General features: G+C 64.0%; 15 protein-coding genes and 4 pseudogenes. 16 read left to right on the top strand and 3 right to left on the bottom strand.

Features of this window, described 5'->3' with window-relative positions:
- Nucleotides 1-147: 147 nt before the first annotated feature.
- The 5 genes from NKH71_RS10985 (at nt 148) to NKH71_RS10965 (ending at nt 5,387) form a co-directional block, all read left to right on the top strand.
- On the top strand, nt 148-1,887 hold the full coding sequence (locus NKH71_RS10985) for a relaxase/mobilization nuclease domain-containing protein (RefSeq protein WP_352894917.1): 1,740 nt from the start codon (nt 148-150) through the stop codon (nt 1,885-1,887).
- Nucleotides 1,888-1,914: 27 nt separating this feature from the next.
- Nucleotides 1,915-3,900: a conjugal transfer protein TraG gene (locus NKH71_RS10980; protein WP_352894915.1), complete on the top strand. Its 1,986-nt coding sequence runs from the start codon at nt 1,915-1,917 to the stop codon at nt 3,898-3,900.
- A gap of 7 nt (nt 3,901-3,907) precedes the next feature.
- Nucleotides 3,908-4,363: a ribbon-helix-helix protein, CopG family gene (locus NKH71_RS10975; protein WP_352894914.1), complete on the top strand. Its 456-nt coding sequence runs from the start codon at nt 3,908-3,910 to the stop codon at nt 4,361-4,363.
- A gap of 335 nt (nt 4,364-4,698) precedes the next feature.
- Complete coding sequence (locus NKH71_RS10970; RefSeq protein WP_352894912.1) at nt 4,699-5,073, top strand: type II toxin-antitoxin system RelE/ParE family toxin; 375 nt, start codon at nt 4,699-4,701, stop codon at nt 5,071-5,073.
- Nucleotides 5,070-5,387, top strand: a complete 318-nt coding sequence (locus tag NKH71_RS10965) for a helix-turn-helix domain-containing protein (protein WP_023685975.1) — start codon at nt 5,070-5,072, stop codon at nt 5,385-5,387. Before NKH71_RS10970 ends, NKH71_RS10965 begins: the two co-directional genes overlap by 4 nt.
- A gap of 221 nt (nt 5,388-5,608) precedes the next feature.
- Here the strand turns inward: NKH71_RS10965 and NKH71_RS10960 are convergent, their stop codons facing one another.
- A complete protein-coding gene (locus tag NKH71_RS10960; RefSeq protein WP_352894910.1) occupies nt 5,609-5,737 on the bottom strand; it encodes a hypothetical protein in 129 nt (42 codons plus the stop codon).
- A 337-nt stretch (nt 5,738-6,074) separates the two neighbouring features.
- Here NKH71_RS10960 and trbB point away from each other — a divergent pair, with 337 nt between their 5' ends.
- Genes trbB through trbE form a run of 4 tightly spaced genes read left to right on the top strand, consistent with a single transcriptional unit; the run spans nt 6,075 to nt 9,875 of the window.
- Complete coding sequence (trbB, locus tag NKH71_RS10955) at nt 6,075-7,079, top strand: P-type conjugative transfer ATPase TrbB (RefSeq protein ID WP_352894908.1); 1,005 nt, start codon at nt 6,075-6,077, stop codon at nt 7,077-7,079.
- A gap of 8 nt (nt 7,080-7,087) precedes the next feature.
- Nucleotides 7,088-7,408 carry a TrbC/VirB2 family type IV secretion system protein gene (locus NKH71_RS10950; protein WP_352894995.1) on the top strand — a complete coding sequence of 107 codons (321 nt, stop codon included), beginning with the start codon at nt 7,088-7,090 and terminating at the stop codon, nt 7,406-7,408.
- Complete coding sequence (locus NKH71_RS10945; RefSeq protein WP_352894907.1) at nt 7,408-7,704, top strand: VirB3 family type IV secretion system protein; 297 nt, start codon at nt 7,408-7,410, stop codon at nt 7,702-7,704. Before NKH71_RS10950 ends, NKH71_RS10945 begins: the two co-directional genes overlap by 1 nt.
- A gap of 14 nt (nt 7,705-7,718) precedes the next feature.
- Nucleotides 7,719-9,875: a conjugal transfer protein TrbE gene (gene trbE / locus NKH71_RS10940; RefSeq protein ID WP_352894905.1), complete on the top strand. Its 2,157-nt coding sequence runs from the start codon at nt 7,719-7,721 to the stop codon at nt 9,873-9,875.
- Here the strand turns inward: trbE and NKH71_RS10935 are convergent.
- Together NKH71_RS10935 and NKH71_RS10930 are read right to left on the bottom strand one after the other, a co-directional pair.
- Nucleotides 9,769-10,011 (bottom strand): annotated as a pseudogene (locus NKH71_RS10935) (TrbJ/VirB5 family protein); the annotation flags it as partial. The gene trbE and the pseudogene NKH71_RS10935 sit on opposite strands and share 107 nt — an antisense overlap.
- A gap of 65 nt (nt 10,012-10,076) precedes the next feature.
- Nucleotides 10,077-10,532: pseudogene (locus tag NKH71_RS10930) on the bottom strand (conjugal transfer protein TrbE); the annotation flags it as partial.
- Between NKH71_RS10930 and NKH71_RS10925 the strand changes: the two are divergent.
- From NKH71_RS10925 to NKH71_RS10900, 7 genes and pseudogenes are all read left to right on the top strand, one after another.
- Nucleotides 10,529-10,924: pseudogene (locus tag NKH71_RS10925) on the top strand (TrbJ/VirB5 family protein); the annotation flags it as partial. The pseudogenes NKH71_RS10930 and NKH71_RS10925 sit on opposite strands and share 4 nt — an antisense overlap.
- Before the next feature lie 10 nt (nt 10,925-10,934).
- Nucleotides 10,935-11,330, top strand: coding sequence for a putative entry exclusion protein TrbK-alt (trbK-alt, locus tag NKH71_RS10920; protein WP_352894904.1), 396 nt, complete (start codon nt 10,935-10,937; stop codon nt 11,328-11,330).
- A 1-nt stretch (nt 11,331) separates the two neighbouring features.
- Nucleotides 11,332-12,084 (top strand): annotated as a pseudogene (gene trbL / locus NKH71_RS33425) (P-type conjugative transfer protein TrbL); the annotation flags it as partial.
- 31 nt (nt 12,085-12,115) lie between these two features.
- Nucleotides 12,116-12,694 carry a hypothetical protein gene (locus NKH71_RS33420; RefSeq protein WP_502900349.1) on the top strand — a complete coding sequence of 193 codons (579 nt, stop codon included), beginning with the start codon at nt 12,116-12,118 and terminating at the stop codon, nt 12,692-12,694.
- 2 nt (nt 12,695-12,696) lie between these two features.
- The gene (gene trbF, locus NKH71_RS10910; RefSeq protein WP_352894902.1) at nt 12,697-13,380 is read left to right on the top strand and encodes a conjugal transfer protein TrbF; all 684 of its coding nucleotides are present in this window, start codon (nt 12,697-12,699) and stop codon (nt 13,378-13,380) included.
- Nucleotides 13,377-14,516, top strand: a complete 1,140-nt coding sequence (gene trbG / locus NKH71_RS10905; RefSeq protein ID WP_352894900.1) for a P-type conjugative transfer protein TrbG — start codon at nt 13,377-13,379, stop codon at nt 14,514-14,516. Before trbF ends, trbG begins: the two co-directional genes overlap by 4 nt.
- Nucleotides 14,513-15,775, top strand: coding sequence for a TraB/TrbI/VirB10 family type IV secretion system protein (locus NKH71_RS10900; RefSeq protein ID WP_352894898.1), 1,263 nt, complete (start codon nt 14,513-14,515; stop codon nt 15,773-15,775). The genes trbG and NKH71_RS10900 overlap by 4 nt, the downstream gene beginning before the upstream one ends.
- Nucleotides 15,776-15,777: the final 2 nt, after the last annotated feature.

Genomic DNA, 15,777 nt, shown 5'->3' with positions numbered 1-15,777 from the left:
AAGGCCGCGAGGTGCGGCGTGGGTCGGTCGTGTTGTTTCAAGTGGTTATGCCGCATTTCCGCGAGGTGCGAAGGTTTCGCGCACCTCGCCGGAACACCGATTTGCCTGTGATTTCCGTGCCTTGGTACGATGTGCGGAGCCTTCGCCATGACCAGCGAGGATGGTTTCCGGATCCGGCCCGGCCGTATCCGCTCGCCCAGCGCCCAGCGCGCCAGGCCCTTCATCGCGCAGGCGCTTGCCGCCGCACAGAAGGCCGGCGCCCGCATCTCTCGCTCCGGCCGGATCAGCCCGGGCAATCGCTCGACGTTCGGGCGTGGCCGCTCGGCGAGCGTGCGCGCCAATCGTCTCCTCACCGGCCGCTCGCGAACCGTGATCATCAAGACACGGCTGGTGCGACATCACGCGCGCGGCGCACCGCTTGCCGCTCATCTCAGCTATCTGCGCCGCGAGGGCGTCACCCGTGACGGGGAGAAGGCAAGGCTGTTCGGGCCGGAGGCCGGGGAGGTGGATGGCGGTGCTTTTGCCGAGCGGTGTGGCGATGATCGGCACCACTTCCGCTTCATCGTCTCGCCGGAAGACGCCGTCGACATGGCGGATCTCAAATCCTTCGCCCGCGATCTGATGGGCCAGATGGAAAAGGACCTCGGCACAAAACTCGATTGGGCTGGCGTCGATCACTGGAACACCGACAACCCGCACCTTCACATCATCCTGCGCGGACAGACTGATGACGGGCAGGATCTCGTCATCTCTCGCGATTACATCAAGGAGGGGATGCGCGCCCGCGCCGCCGACCTCGTTACCCAGGAGCTCGGCCCGCGCACCGATCTCGATATCCGCCGCAATCTGCAGCGTCAGGTCGAGGCCGAACGCTGGACCCAGCTTGACCGGCAGCTTGTTCGCGATGGCCGTGACACAGGCGTTGTCGATCTTGCGTCCCCGGCGAACGCTCAGCCCGACGAGTATCACGTGCTGAAGGTCGGGCGGGTGCGCAAGCTCGAAACCCTTGGCCTTGCCGAACAGGTCGGCCCGGGCCAATGGACGATCGACGACAAGGCCGAGGCGACGCTGCGCGAGCTTGGCGAACGCGGCGACATCATCAAGCGGATGCACCGCGCCTTGACAGAACAGGGCATCGAGCGCGGATCGGCGAATTATGTGCTGGCGGCGGACCGCCTGGACACGCCGATCCTCGGTCGGCTGGTCGACCGCAGTCTCGATGATGAGCTGAAGGGCAGCGCCTACGCCGTGGTCGATGGCACCGACGGCCGCACCCACCACATCAAGCTGTCCGATCTCGAGGCCGCGGGCGACAGCGCTCCGGGTTCCATTGTTGAGCTGCGCAAGTTCAATGACGCGCAGGGACATTCGCGCGCAGCACTTGCTGTCCGTTCCGATCTCGATATTGAGCGGCAGGTTTCCGCCGCCGGCGCGACCTGGCTTGACCGTCAAAATATCGCCCGCGAACCGATTGCACTGTCGGAATCCGGTTTCGGCGCCGAGGTGCGGCAGGCAATGCAGCGCCGCGCCGACCACCTCGTCGAACAGGGCCTCGGCGAGCGGCACGGCCAACGCATCAGCTTCACGCGCAACCTGATCGACACGCTGCGTCGCCGCGAACTGGATGCGCTCGGTGAAAAGCTCTCGGCCGAAACCGGCCAGCCTTTCAACCGCGTTCGCGGCGGCGAGTTTGTGGCTGGTTCCTACCGGCAGCGCTTCATGCTCGCATCGGGCCGCTTCGCCATGATCGATGACGGGCTAGGGTTCCAACTGGTGCCCTGGACGCCATCTCTCGAAAAACATCTTGGCCGCCACGTCTCTGGCGTCGCTCGCAATGACGACGGCATCGACTGGAGTTTTGGCCGCAAGCGCGGCCTCGGCCTCTAACCTCTTTGTGAAGAAAGGACCGTGACTATGTCCGCCACCAAGATATTCTGGGGCCAGATCCTCGCGGTCGTCGCGATCGTGATTTTCACGACCTGGGGCGCAACGGAGTGGGTGGCCTGGCGTCTGGCGTTCCAGCCCGAGCTCGGCAGGCCATGGTTCCGTATCCTGGGCTTTCCGTTTTACCTCCCGCCGTCATTCTTCTGGTGGTGGTACGGCTTCGATGCCTACGCTCCAACAATCTTCGTGGAGGGAGCCTTTATCGCGGCGTCGGGCGGTTTCGCCTCCATCGCCGTCGCCATCGGCATGTCGGTCTGGCGGGCTCGCGAGGCCAAGAAGGTCGAGACCCACGGCTCCGCCCGCTGGGCCGACAAGCAGGAGGTCAAGGCAACTGGCCTTCTCGGCTCCGACGGAGTGGTGCTTGGGCGGTTTGACGGCGCCTATCTGCGCCACGATGGACCGGAGCACGTGCTGTGCTTCGCGCCCACACGTTCGGGCAAGGGTGTCGGCCTCGTCGTCCCATCACTGCTGACCTGGCCGAGCTCCGCTGTGGTCCATGACATTAAGGGCGAGAATTGGCAACTCACCGCGGGCTTCCGCGCCAGGCATGGCCGTGTCCTGCTGTTCGATCCCACCAATCCGCAATCCTCATCCTACAATCCACTGCTCGAGGTGCGCCGCGGCGAATGGGAAGTCCGCGATGTTCAAAACATCGCTGACATCCTGGTCGATCCTGAAGGCTCGCTCGAGCGGCGAAACCATTGGGAGAAAACCAGCCATGCCCTTCTGGTCGGCGCGATCTTGCATGTCCTTTACGCCGAGCAGGACAAGACGCTTGCCGGCGTCGCCGGATTCCTCTCCGATCCAAAGCGTCCGATCGAATCGACGCTGTCGGCGATGATGAAAACCGCGCATCTGGGTGAAGCCGGTCCGCACCCGGTCATCGCCAGCGCCGCGCGGGAGCTCTTGAACAAATCCGACAACGAGCGCTCTGGGGTTTTGTCCACCGCCATGTCTTTCCTTGGCCTTTATCGCGATCCTGTCGTGGCAGAGGTGACCCGCCGCTGCGACTGGCGTATCAGCGACCTTGTCGACGACAAACATCCGACCACACTCTACCTCGTCGTGCCGCCGTCCGACATCAACCGGACCAAGCCGCTCATCCGGCTGATCCTCAATCAGATCGGTCGCCGCTTGACGGAAGATCTGCAGGTGAGGGCGAAAGGGCACCGGCTGCTCCTGATGCTCGACGAGTTCCCGGCGCTTGGCCGCCTCGACTTCTTCGAGTCGGCGCTCGCCTTCATGGCCGGCTACGGCCTGAAAAGCTTCCTCATCGCTCAATCCCTCAATCAGATCGAGAGGGCGTACGGCGCCAACAACTCGATCCTCGACAACTGCCACGTCCGGGTAAGCTTCGCCACCAATGACGAGCGCACCGCCAAGCGCGTGTCCGACGCTCTGGGAACAGCGACCGAGATGAGGGCCATGAGGAACTATGCCGGCCACCGGCTGTCGCCGTGGCTCGGTCATCTCATGGTCTCCCGTTCGGAGACGGCTCGGCCTCTGCTGACGCCTGGTGAAGTGATGCAGCTGCCGGCCACCGACGAGATTGTCATGGTTTCGGGTGCGCCGCCGATCCGAGCCAAAAAGGCGCGCTATCATGAGGATGCTCGCTTCCGGCAGCGTATCCTGCCGCCGCCGGTGCTGACGGCGGCGGCGGAGGAGGGGAGGCCCGACGACTGGACCAGACTGCCTCTGCCTTCGCGTCCGCAGATTGCTGAAGCCATGTCGGCGCCGTCGGCCACGGATGACGACACAACTGATTCCGAGCGTCGTCGGCAACCTGAGCTTAGTCGCGCCGAGCAGGTCGTGAAGCCTTCGACCGAGAACGAATTCGAGATCGATCACCTGGACGACGTGGAGGACGAGGTTGCCCGCAACCGTCGACTGACGCGCCTGATGCAGGGCGTTGCGCGGCAGGCGTCGCTCGACCCGGGCGACGGCGTGGATATGTGAGGCTCCGATGATAAAGGCACCCCGCAAACAACGCCTGTCCGTCTATCTCGATCCGAAGGTCATGAGCAGGCTGGCCGAACATGCGGCGCGACGAGATCTTTCGCGATCACTCGTTGCCGATGCGGCCATCGAGTCGTTCCTCTCACCAGATGCCGCCGAGCGACAGGAGGCGGCGATCACCAAGCGGCTTGACCAGCTCGATCGCCGCATGACACGCCAGGAGCGCGATGTCGCGATTGCCGTGGAGACGCTCGCCGTTTTCGTCCGCTTCTGGCTGGCGACAACACCGGCTTTGCCCGAGCCCGCGGCACAGGCAGCCCACGCCAAGGCTGGCGAGCGCTATGATGCCTTCGTCACCGCGCTCGGCCGGCGCCTGGCGAAAGGTCCAAAGCTTCGGCAGGAGATCTCCGAGGACATCGATGGCGGTCTGGACACAAACCAGCCCGGCACGCCCGCGCGCTAAATGGACTGGCGAACCGAGATTTCGCAAGCATCGATATGTCAAATATATCAAAGCGTTGGAACGATATGTTGCCATGGAACGCGCGTTGCCAACCTGTCGGGTTTGGCAGACGAGAACTAGACAGCCGCAGGGTGGGGTCGCTTATACGGGAACCATGTTGGGCGCGAAATCCGCAATTTGAGATCTGTGATTGCATGAGGGACCACGCCTTTATGAGCTTCTATGACCACCTGGAAAAACAGGCGTCTGAGCCGAACCAGTTATTTTCAGTGGCTAGGCGGTGTCAGGATTTTTCGTTGAAAATTATAGTCTGTATGCTATAAGGCAAAGGGCGAATGAGAAACCAAAAGCCCACGATATGGATGGGGTTGTCGAAGGATGACCTGCGCGAGTTTCCGGTCGATGTTCGCCGGTTGATGGGTGTCGCAATCAACGACGCCCAGAATGGTGAGGAGCACCCGGCTGTCAAAGCCCTGAAAGGGTTTGGGGGCCGCAGCATCCTTGAGGTGGTCGACGACTTTGACGGAGATACCTACCGCGCCGTCTACACCGTCCGCTTCGCTGGTGTGATCTACGTCCTTCATTGCTTCCAGAAGAAGTCGAAGAAGGGCAGGGAGACGCCTAAGCAAGAAATCGATCTCGTCACAGTACGATTGAAGGCGGCCGAGGCGCATTATCGCGAAAACTATGGGAAAGGATCAAAGTCATGACAGAAGACATCACCGCCGAAGTGAGCAGCGGCAACGTGTTTGCGGACCTCGGCTTTGACAATCCCGAAGAGGAATTGCTCAAGGCCAAGCTGGCCCGCGAGATCCGCGCCATTATCAAGCGCCGGCGCCTGACCCAGGCGAAGTCGGCTGAACTGCTCGGAATGAAGCAGCCCGACGTCTCCGCGATCGCCACAGGGCGAACGGGTAAGTTTTCAATAGACAGGCTGGTTCGCTGTCTGGACCGGCTCGACTACAAGGTCGACGTGGTGGTTCGCCACAAGACTCGACGGTCAACTCGTGCTGAAGCCGCTTGATCAGACGGCTTTGCCGGCGAGCGGACAATTGATTATCCAGGTTCGGATGGGCGCCACCGCAACCAGGACGGTATAGCGAAAAGCACGGGAACACGAAGGTGGACACCTTCGCCAGACCTACGGCGACAATTTCGCAGCTGGGTTCGCCGCGACTCGAAGTTATTGACGGTGTTGCAGCGCGCCAGCGTCGGCTCTCTAAGCCCCGTACCTAAGGCGCGCCCTTAGGTCTCAATCCAAGCGTAGGCGGCACCAAAGATCCCGAGCGTCAGAGCAATAAACCAAGCCCATCCCTTCAACGAGGCGCGCACGTCTTCAGGCTTTGCGCCTTTTTCGTTGTCGTAGTCGTCCATAATCAGACTCCATGTTTTCGATCTTGGCTGGGTACAAAATCAAGAGACGCTGGGCAACCCTCGTAGCTGTCGCAGCGGATTCGCCTTTGTACCGCGCGCAGTCTAATACGTGGATTAGGGTACCGGCCTGTCGAGGACCATATAGATAATCGCCGTACCTAAAGCAGAACTAACAATCGCCGCCTTGCGCCGTTTACGTCGGCACCGCCGATCTCCTGTATTTGCACGCTACGCCACTACGCCTCGATATAGATGTTGAAACCACTCGAGATACGGCTCTCTTAATCATCCCCGTCCAGGGGCCGCCCATGTTCCCCCGGATCGAAACGGGGACAGGATGGCAGCTTCGCCTCACAATTCAGAAGGTCTGGCTCGCGGCGCACGCATGTTGCGCACAGCGCTCGGACCCGCGATCGCGCACTATCTCGACGACGCCGGCATCGTCGAAGTGATGCTTAATCCCGATGGACGTTTGTGGATCGATCGCCTGTCCGATACGGGCGAACGTTTGTCAGCGGCGGACGGCGAACGCATCGTTCGCCTCGTCGCTCATCATGTCGGTGCCGAAGTCCATGCTGGCGCCCCACGTGTCTCGGCCGAGCTGCCCGAGACGGGGGAGAGGTTCGAGGGGCTTCTTCCTCCCGTCGTCGCGGCGCCCGCCTTCGCGATCCGCAAGCCCGCCGTCGCCATCTTCACCCTTGAAGATTATGTCGCGACCGGAATCATGTCGGCGCAGCAGGCGGACGCGCTGCGCGAGGGCGTTGCCAACCGCGCGAACATCCTCGTTGCAGGCGGCACATCCACGGGCAAGACGACGCTGATCAACGCGCTGCTCGCTGAAGTGGCCAAGACCGCCGATCGCGTCGTCATCATCGAGGATACGCGGGAACTGCAATGCGCCGCGCCAAATCTCGTGGCGATGCGCACGAAAGACGGCATCGCGTCTCTATCTGATCTTGTTCGCTCATCGCTTCGCCTGCGCCCCGACCGCATTCCGGTCGGCGAAGTGCGCGGGGCCGAGGCGCTCGAACTGCTCAAGGCTTGGGGCACCGGCCATCCCGGCGGCGTCGGCACGATCCACGCCGGCAGCGCCATTGGTGCGCTCCGACGCATGGAGCAGCTCATCCAGGAAGCCGTCGTCACGGTTCCACGCGCGCTGATCGCCGAAACGATCGACCTGGTTGCCGTCCTTTCCGGCCGCGGCTCCGCGCGCCGGCTGTCCGAACTCGCCCGTGTCGATGGCCTGAGCCCGGACGGCGATTACCGGGTCGCGCCTGCCGTCGTCGAGGGCGACGACAGCCCGACCTTGCTCATCCAAAGCCCTGAAGGAGAAAATCCGTGATCCAACGCATGCGCCTCGCGCGCCAACGTCTCGCCATGACCGTTTCCGGTGCCACGCTCATCCTGGTGATGGCCGCGCCCGCTTATGCCTCCGGCTCATCGATGCCGTGGGAACAGCCGCTGCAACAGATCCTCCAGTCGATCGAAGGCCCGGTCGCCAAGATCATGGCTGTGATCATTATCATTGTAACCGGCCTGACGCTGGCCTTCGGCGACACGTCGGGCGGCTTCCGCCGGCTCATCCAGATCGTGTTCGGCCTGTCCATCGCTTTCGCGGCGTCGAGCTTCTTCCTGTCGTTCTTCTCGTTCGGCGGCGGAGCGCTGGTTTGATGGCGGGCGCTCTCGAACAGGGCGGCCCCATGCCGGATTATGCAGTGCCGGGCTATACGGTCCTCGTGCACCGCGCGTTGACCGAGCCGATCCTGCTCGGCGGGGCCCCCCGTGCCATTGCCATCATGAATGGGACACTCGCGGGCGCCGTGGGGCTGGGGCTGCGTCTGTGGCTCGTCGGCATCGCCATCTGGGCGATCGGCCATGTTGCCGCAGTCTGGGCCGCCAAGCGCGATCCGCTTTTCGCCGACGTGGTTCGCCGGCATCTGCGCATCCCTGCGCATCTCACGGTCTAAGCGAGGTCGCACAGATGATGAACCTTGCCGAATATCGCAACCGCAGCAGCCGGCTCGCTGACTTCCTGCCCTGGGCGGCATTGGTCGGCGCTGGAATCGTCCTCAACAAGGACGGCAGCTTCCAGCGCACCGCGCGTTTTCGCGGTCCTGATCTCGACAGCGCCGTGCCGGCCGAACTGGTCGCCGTCGCCGGCCGGCTCAACAATGCCTTACGCCGCCTCGGCTCCGGCTGGGCGATCTTCGTCGAGGCGCAGCGCCATGCCTCCACCCGCTATCCCGACAGCCGATTTCCGGATGCGGCCTCGACGCTGGTCGATGCGGAGCGAAAGGCGGGCTTCGAGGAGGCTGGCGCGCATTTCGAGTCCAGCTACTTCCTGACGCTCACCTATCTTGCACCCGCCGAAGACACAGCGCGTGCGGAAAGCTGGCTCTACGAAGGCCGCGAAAAGAGGGGCCTCGACCCCAATGAGGTGCTGACCGGGTTCGCCGATCGCAGCGACCGCGTCCTGCGCCTTGTCGAAGCCTTCATGCCGGAGTGCCGCTGGCTCGATGACGCCGAGACGCTGACCCATCTGCATGGCTGCGTCTCGACCAATCGCCACCGTGTCCGCGTTCCCGAAACGCCGATGTATCTCGATGCCATGCTGGCCGACCAGCCGCTGACCGGCGGGCTCGAGCCGCGGCTTGGCGCTTCGCATCTGCGCGTTCTCACGGTCACGGGCTTCCCGACCGCGACCACGCCGGGCCTGCTCGACGAACTGAACCGGCTGGCCTTCCCGTATCGTTGGTCGACACGCGCGATCCTGCTCGACAAGACCGATGCGACGAGGCTGCTGACAAAGATCCGGCGTCAATGGTTCGCCAAGCGCAAATCGGTCGCGGCGATCCTCAAGGAGGTGATGACCAACGAGGCCTCCGTCCTCGTCGACACCGACGCTGCGAACAAGGCCGCCGACGCCGACATGGCGCTGCAGGAGCTCGGCGCTGACTATGCCGGCATGGCCTATGTCACCGCGACGGTGACGGTGTGGGACGATGATCCCCGCATCGCCGACGAAAACCTGCGCCAAGTCGAAAAGGTGATCCAGGGTCGCGATTTCACGGCGATCATTGAAACCATCAACGCCGTCGACGCGTGGCTCGGCAGCCTGCCGGGTCATGTTTACGCCAACGTCCGTCAACCTCCCATCTCCACGCTCAATCTCGCCCACATCATTCCGCTTTCCGCGGTGTGGGCGGGCGAGGTGCGGGACGAGCATTTTGCAGCGCCCCCTCTGCTCTTCGGCAAGACCGAAGGCTCGACCCCGTTCCGGCTTTCGCTTCACGTCGGTGACGTCGGCCACACGCTGATCGTCGGCCCGACCGGAGCGGGCAAGTCCGTGCTTTTGGCACTAATGGCGCTGCAGTTCCGCCGCTACGCGGGGTCACAGGTTTTCGCCTTCGATTTCGGCGGTTCGATCCGCGCGGCGGCACTCGCCATGGGCGGCGACTGGCATGATCTCGGCGGCGATCTCAGCGATGGAGCGTCCGATAGCGTCAGCCTTCAGCCGTTCGCGCGCATTCACGATGTCCCCGAGCGCGCCTGGGCCGCCGACTGGATCGTGGCGATCCTGACGCGTGAGAATGTGACGATCACGCCTGAGATCAAGGAGCATATCTGGACGGCGTTAAGTTCTCTGGCGTCCGCGCCTGTCGAGGAGCGCACCATCACCGGCCTGGTCGTGCTGCTGCAATCAAACGATCTCAAGCAGGCATTGCGCCCCTATTGCGTCGGAGGTTCCTATGGCCGGTTGCTCGATGCCGAGCACGAGCATCTCGGATCGGCGTCGGTCCAGGCATTCGAAACCGAAGGGCTGATCGGAACGGGTGCTGCGCCCGCGGTGCTATCCTATCTCTTCCATCGCATCGAGGACCGGCTCGATGGCTCGCCAACCCTTCTCATCATCGACGAAGGCTGGCTTGCGCTGGACGATGAGGGCTTTGCCGGCCAGCTCCGCGAATGGCTGAAGACGAGACGTTGCCGTATTTCTGCTGGAAGGCCTGATCGATCTGCTGGACGTCATAGGCAACGTTCTGCGCTTGACCGAGCAATTGCTGCGTACGCTGCACGGACTGCTGGAGCTGTTGCAGCGAGGAGAACGGCAGGCTTGCGAGATTGCGGGCCTGGTTGATGAGCATCTGCGCCTGGTTCTGAAGCGAGGTGATCTGGTTGGTGATCTGCTCCAGCGAGCGCGCCGCCGTCAGGACGTTTTGCGAATAGTTTGAGGGATCGAAAACGATCAAGGCCTGTGCGGGTGTCGCCAGCATGGGCGAGAGCGCGGCGGGAGCGACAAGCAGGGCAGCGAGCCGCATGGCAAGTGAACGGCGCATTTTCATGGGGACTTCTCCTTGTTGGTGAGTGCGGGGCTGGTCAGGGTGGGAACGAGTTCAGCCGCCCATCGCAAATTGCGGTGGGTCAGCCAGGCTGCGAGGAAACCGTCGCGGCCGTGCTCAGCGAGGATCTGGGCGATCGCGGCCTGGTCGGTCTTCGCGGATACAGCGCAGAGCGCGAGTGCCACATCCGACAGACCGAGCTCGAACAGCCGGTTGCCGCGACGGGACTGGCAGTAATAGTCGCGCTTCGGCATCGCCCGCGCGATGATCTCGATCTGCCGATCGTTGAGGCCGAAGCGGCGATAGATCGCCGTGATCTGCGGCTCGATGGCGCGCTCGTTCGGCAGGAGAAGCCGGGTCTGGCAACTCTCGATAATCGCAGGCGCGACCGCCGAACCATCGATGTCGCTGAGCGACTGCGTGGCGAAGATGACGCTGGCGTTCTTCTTGCGCAGCGCTGTCGGCTTCGGACCAGGAACTTGTCGCCGAAGCGCGCTCGCGCTGGGGCAACACGGTCGGTGGCCTTCAGGATGCCATGCGTGTACAGGCGGGCGTCGTCGGCAACATTGACACCAATCGCAGTGAGATGTCGGCGCTGGTCGGCCAGAGCCAGGGTGCGACCGGAGCGCTTCAGGCAGCACAGGCCGGCAACCAGCTCCTCGGGCTTCAGGCGCAGCAGCTCGCCGATCTCACGGCTGTCGTCGCCGCGAACGGTCGGGCGCAAGCGTTGCAATCGGCCGAACAGGCCACCGCTGCCGACCAGGGTCGAGAGCAGCGCCGGCGCTTCCTGACGCAGGGCTCGGGCTACCAGCCCGGCAGTGCGCAGATGTTCTATGGCAAGAACTGAGGCCCGCGCGATGGATGGCAAGATCCTCGCGCGCATCGGCGCAGTCGTCTTCATCGGTGTCGCTTTGACAGTGACCGCAATCGAGATGAGCAGCAAGGACGATGAGCCGGACGCCCTGGCGACGCGGGACCGTTCCATCGCGTCACAAGACCCGCTCGCGTCCGAATTGCGCCGCTGTTCCGGAATCGGCGAGGCCGGCCCTCGCGATCCCAGCTGCGTGAAAGCGTGGGCGGACAGCCGGCGCCGGTTTCTCGGTCAACATGACTCGGCAACCGCGCCTGCTGCCGTTGCCCCGAAAACGTTATTCCCTGATGTGCCGTCGTCAGCCGACCGGAAAGAAGGGGAGCGGACGGATGTGACCGCTCCCGCGATGCAGGTCGAGCCGCCCCGGCCGGAGATCCGCTGACATGGGCGGTATGGGCGTCATCGACCATTTCCTCGAAGTCTTCACGCGCTACATCGACGGCGGCTTCGGCCTGCTCGGAGGCGAGGTCGGCTTCATCGCCACGACCCTGATCGTCATCGACGTGACCGTCTTTGAAAGCTTCGCCGGGCTTGGCCTGAAAGCTTCGGGTACGGGTTTTACCGTCAACGATCTCATGCGCCCGGGCAAGGTGGCGCAGACCGGGCTGGACGCCGGCCGGCCGTTGCTGGACTCGATCTCGAACCTGATGGGCTATTGGTCCTTCTTCGAGAACTTCATCCAGATCGCCTGCATGTTCTTCGCCTGGGCGCTGGTGCTGCTGGCCTTCTTCATCCTGGCAATCCAGCTTTTCGTCACCCTGATCGAGTTCAAGCTGACGACGCTCGCCGGTTTCGTGCTGATTCCCTTCGGTCTGTTCGGCAAATCCGCCTTCATGGCCGAGCGGGTGCTGGGCAACGTCATCTCGTCCGGCATCAAGGTGCTGGTGCTCGCCGTCATCATCGGCATTGGCTCGACCCTTTTCTCCGAGTTCACCTCGGGATTCGGCGGGACCACGCCGTCGATCGACGACGCCATGGCGATCGTGCTGGCGGCGCTGTCGCTGCTCGGCCTTGGCATATTTGGACCGGGTATTGCCAACGGCCTCGTCTCCGGCGGCCCGCAGCTCGGCGCCGGTGCGGCGGTCGGAACCGGGCTCGCCGCCGGCGGCATGATTGCTGCGGGCGCTGGCGGCGCTCTTCTGGTCCTGGGGTGCCGACGACGACATCATGGCGCGCCTCGTCAAGAAGACGCTCTTCGTCGGCGTCTTCGCCTACCTCATCTCCAATTGGAACAATCTCGCGCGCATCGTCGCAACCTCTGGCGCCGTCATGGCGGGTGGTACGGCTGCTGTTGGCGGTGCTGCAGCGGCGGCTCGCGGCGGTGCCGCGACTGCGGGCAGGGCATCCACAGCCTACCAGCTCGGCGCCGCCGGACAGTCAGGCTTTTCCAGCGTTGCATCCGGACTCGGCGGTGTCATCAGCGCCGGTGCCCAAGGTGCCATCTCACCGCTCAAGCGCGCGGCCAATAATGCGGCAGGCAGCATGAAGCACAGCTACCAGTCCGGCGCTCGCGCTGCCTTCGAGACGACGGCCGGATCATCCACCGCTGGCACAATCGGCGCGAACGCGCCCGAAGCCGGCTCCGCTCCCGTCGCGTCCTCCGCCACCGAAAGTCAGCCCGCCTGGGCAAAGCGCATGAAGCGCTCGCAACAGATGACCCATGGCGTCCAGGCCGCCGCCCACGCCGTTCGCAGTGGCGACAGCCATAGCGGCGGCTCCTCGATCAACCTCTCTGAAAGAGACTGAGCATGTTCAAACGACCGTCCACGCACTACGGCAAATCCCCACAACCCGAGACGCCCTACCAACGCGCTGCCCAGATCTGGGACGAGCGCATCGGTTCGGCGCGCGTACAGGCGCGCAACTGGCGTACCATGGCCTTCGCCTCCCTGGCGCTCGCCGCGGGCTTCTCCGCCGCGCTCGTCTGGCAATCCGCCAACGGCTCGATCGTGCCCTGGGTAGTGCAGGTCGATCGTCTCGGCCAGGCGCAGGCTGTCGCCCCTGCGGTCGGCGACTATCAGCCGAACGATCCGCAGATCGCCTTCTACCTGGCGCACTTCATCGAACAGGTGAGGTCGATCCCCGCCGATCCGGTCATCGTGCGGCAGAACTGGCTGCGCGCCTATGACTTCGCGACGCAGGGCGGGGCGCTGGCTCTCAACGACTATGCGCGCGCCAATGACCCGTTCACCAAGGTCGGCAAGCAGCAGGTCGCCGTCGACGTGTCATCGGTCATCCGCGCATCGCCGGTGAGCTTCCGCATCGCCTGGGTCGAGCGCCGCTATCAGGACGGCTCCCTCGCTTCCACGGAGCGCTGGTCGGCCATTATCACCATTGTCGTGCAGCCCCCGCGCGACGCCGACGCTCTGAGGAAGAACCCGCTCGGCATCTACATCAACGCCATCAACTGGTCGAAGGAGCTTGGACAATGACGCCCGCACTCTGCAAAGCCGCCCCTTGGGGGCGTCCGGCTTTCCTCATCCACACAATACCGGCCTTCCGCAAAATGGCCTTTCCAGCACTTCTGCTTTGCACGTCGACGCTTGTGGGCTGTGCCACCAGGCAGAAGCCACCGGAGATTTCCTATGACGATCCGGTTCCGGCCGTGCAGGCCGTCGATCCGCCCCCGGCCGTCAAGGTGGTGGAGCTGTCAAAGCCGCTGCCGCTTCCAGGCCAGTTGAAGCCGGTCGGCAAGGACGCAAAGCTCGAGCCGGAACCAACCGATCCGACCGCGCGCGTGAACCTGGCCAATGCGGCCGCGCGCGTCCAGCCTGTCCGCAACGGCTTCATCAACTCGATGCAGGTCTATCCGTTCGTCGATGGCGCGCTCTACCAGGTCTATGCCTCGCCGGGGCAGATCACCGACATCGCGCTCCAGTCCGGCGAGCAGCTCGTCGGCTCCGGTCCCGTCGCCGCCGGCGACACCGTGCGCTGGATCATCGGCGATACCGAGAGCGGTACAGGCGGGGCCAAGCAAGTCCACATCCTCGTCAAGCCGACGCGCGCCGACCTTCTCACCAATCTCGTCATCAATACCGATCGGCGTACCTATCACATGGAGCTGCGCTCGACGCCGTCGACCTATATGGCATCGGTTTCCTGGCAATACCCGCAGGACCAACTCATCGCCTTGCGCAGGCAGAACCAGCAGGCTGAGGCTGCACAGCCGGTCTCGACAGGCATCGATCTTTCTCGCGTCAATTTCCGCTACGAGGTGACTGGCGATCGCGCACCATGGCGGCCGCTGCGCGCCTTCGACGATGGCAAGCAGGTGTTCATCGAGTTCCCGCGGGGCATCGGGCAGGGCGAGATGCCGCCACTCTTCGTGGTCGGGCCGCAAGGCGACACGTCCGAGCTGGTCAACTATCGCGTGCGCGGCAACTACATGATCGTCGACCGGCTGTTTGCCGCCGCCGAGTTGCGCTTCGGCGCAGGCAAGAACCAGCAGCGCGTCCGCGTCTCTCGCACCGATGGGGTAAGGAGCAGTCGATTTTCATGGATGCGTGGCCCTGGTGAGACCCCGCCGGCGACGAACCTCCGAACAGACAGGGGAGGGTCGTCATCATGAGCGACAAAATGGAGCCCGGGAAGGAAGAAGGCCGGGGGCCGATAAATGACGCAGAAAGGGCGGAGTCAGCCGAAGATGACGCCCGTCCGTTGACAGGCGAGCCGGCCGCGGCCATGCGGCTACGCGCCGAGCCGCCGCGCGTGACGCGTCTGTCCCGAAAGGCGCTAACCGGCTTGGGGCTAGTCGCAAGCCTCGCCGTCGGCGGTGCGTTGATCTACGCGCTGCAGAACCGTCAACAAGGCCAGGGTCAGGAGCTGTATTCAACCGACAATCGTTCGACGCCCGATGGGCTCGCCGGCCTCCCAAAGGACTATGCAGGCGTTCCAAAGCTTGGCCCACCGCTTCCGGGCGATCTCGGCCGTCCGATTCTCAACGCGCAAAATAGCGGCCCGGCCATCGGAGCGCCGTCGTCGGGCTCGGTCGGACCGGATCCAGAGGAGCAGCGCCGGGAGCAGGAGCTGGAAGCGGCGAGGACCGCGCGTCTGTTTGCGTCCACGCAAACGCGGCCCGCAAGCGACGCGACCGCCGCTCAGCCTGGAACAGGCACGACAGGCACTCCGTCCCATACCGACCTCGCCAGCCTTGGCCTCGCGCCGCAACCTACGACGCCCTCCGCGCAGGATCGCCAACTCGCGTTCCTCAATCAGCCGCCGGACAAGCGTACCGTCTCGTCGGACCGTGTTGCGCCGCCGGCGTCGAAGAACGTCCTGCAGGCCGGCGCCGTCATCGCAGCCGCCCTCATCACCGGCATTCGCTCCGACCTGCCGGGTCAGATCACCGCGCAGGTAACGGAGAATGTCTATGACAGTCCCACCGGCCACATTCGTCTCATCCCGCAGGGAACGCGCCTCATCGGCCAGTATGACAATGGTGTCGGCTTCGGCCAGCGTCGCGTGTTGCTGGTATGGAGCAGACTGATTTTTCCAGACGGCCGCTCCATCGTTCTGGAACGTGAGCCTGGCGCGGACGCCGAGGGCTATGCTGGCCTCGAGGACGGCGTCGACTATCATTGGGGCGAACTGTTCAAGGCTGCCGCGCTTTCCACGGTTCTGAGCATCGGGGCGCAAGCAGGCTCATCGGGCGAGGAGAGCGACATCATGCGCGCGCTTCGCCAGGGCGCCTCGGACAGCATCAGCCAGACAGGCCAGCAGATCGTCCAGCGGCAGCTCAACATAGCGCCGGCGCTCACCATCCGACCGGGATTCCCGGTGCGCGTGATCGTCACACGCGATCTCGTGCTCGAACCTTACGGAGCCTGAAA

The sequence above is a fragment of the Mesorhizobium sp. M0983 genome, from assembly GCF_040318975.1.
In the GTDB taxonomy this organism is placed as follows: Bacteria; Pseudomonadota; Alphaproteobacteria; order Rhizobiales; family Rhizobiaceae; genus Mesorhizobium.
The sequence above is the reverse complement of the archived record's forward strand: the minus strand, read 5'-3'. Positions and strand labels throughout refer to the sequence as shown.

What these genes read in the sequence shown, in the direction of transcription:
- NKH71_RS10985 (WP_352894917.1), top strand. Translation starts at nt 148, where the DNA reads ATGACCAGCGAGGATGGTTTCCGGATCCGGCCCGGCCGTATCCGCTCG.
- NKH71_RS10980 (WP_352894915.1), top strand. Translation starts at nt 1,915, where the DNA reads ATGTCCGCCACCAAGATATTCTGGGGCCAGATCCTCGCGGTCGTCGCG.
- NKH71_RS10975 (WP_352894914.1), top strand. Translation starts at nt 3,908, where the DNA reads ATGATAAAGGCACCCCGCAAACAACGCCTGTCCGTCTATCTCGATCCG.
- NKH71_RS10970 (WP_352894912.1), top strand. Translation starts at nt 4,699, where the DNA reads ATGAGAAACCAAAAGCCCACGATATGGATGGGGTTGTCGAAGGATGAC.
- NKH71_RS10965 (WP_023685975.1), top strand. Translation starts at nt 5,070, where the DNA reads ATGACAGAAGACATCACCGCCGAAGTGAGCAGCGGCAACGTGTTTGCG.
- NKH71_RS10960 (WP_352894910.1), bottom strand. Translation starts at nt 5,737, where the DNA reads ATGGACGACTACGACAACGAAAAAGGCGCAAAGCCTGAAGACGTGCGC.
- trbB (WP_352894908.1), top strand. Translation starts at nt 6,075, where the DNA reads ATGGCAGCTTCGCCTCACAATTCAGAAGGTCTGGCTCGCGGCGCACGC.
- NKH71_RS10950 (WP_352894995.1), top strand. Translation starts at nt 7,088, where the DNA reads ATGCGCCTCGCGCGCCAACGTCTCGCCATGACCGTTTCCGGTGCCACG.
- NKH71_RS10945 (WP_352894907.1), top strand. Translation starts at nt 7,408, where the DNA reads ATGGCGGGCGCTCTCGAACAGGGCGGCCCCATGCCGGATTATGCAGTG.
- trbE (WP_352894905.1), top strand. Translation starts at nt 7,719, where the DNA reads ATGATGAACCTTGCCGAATATCGCAACCGCAGCAGCCGGCTCGCTGAC.
- trbK-alt (WP_352894904.1), top strand. Translation starts at nt 10,935, where the DNA reads ATGGATGGCAAGATCCTCGCGCGCATCGGCGCAGTCGTCTTCATCGGT.
- NKH71_RS33420 (WP_502900349.1), top strand. Translation starts at nt 12,116, where the DNA reads ATGGCGCGCCTCGTCAAGAAGACGCTCTTCGTCGGCGTCTTCGCCTAC.
- trbF (WP_352894902.1), top strand. Translation starts at nt 12,697, where the DNA reads ATGTTCAAACGACCGTCCACGCACTACGGCAAATCCCCACAACCCGAG.
- trbG (WP_352894900.1), top strand. Translation starts at nt 13,377, where the DNA reads ATGACGCCCGCACTCTGCAAAGCCGCCCCTTGGGGGCGTCCGGCTTTC.
- NKH71_RS10900 (WP_352894898.1), top strand. Translation starts at nt 14,513, where the DNA reads ATGAGCGACAAAATGGAGCCCGGGAAGGAAGAAGGCCGGGGGCCGATA.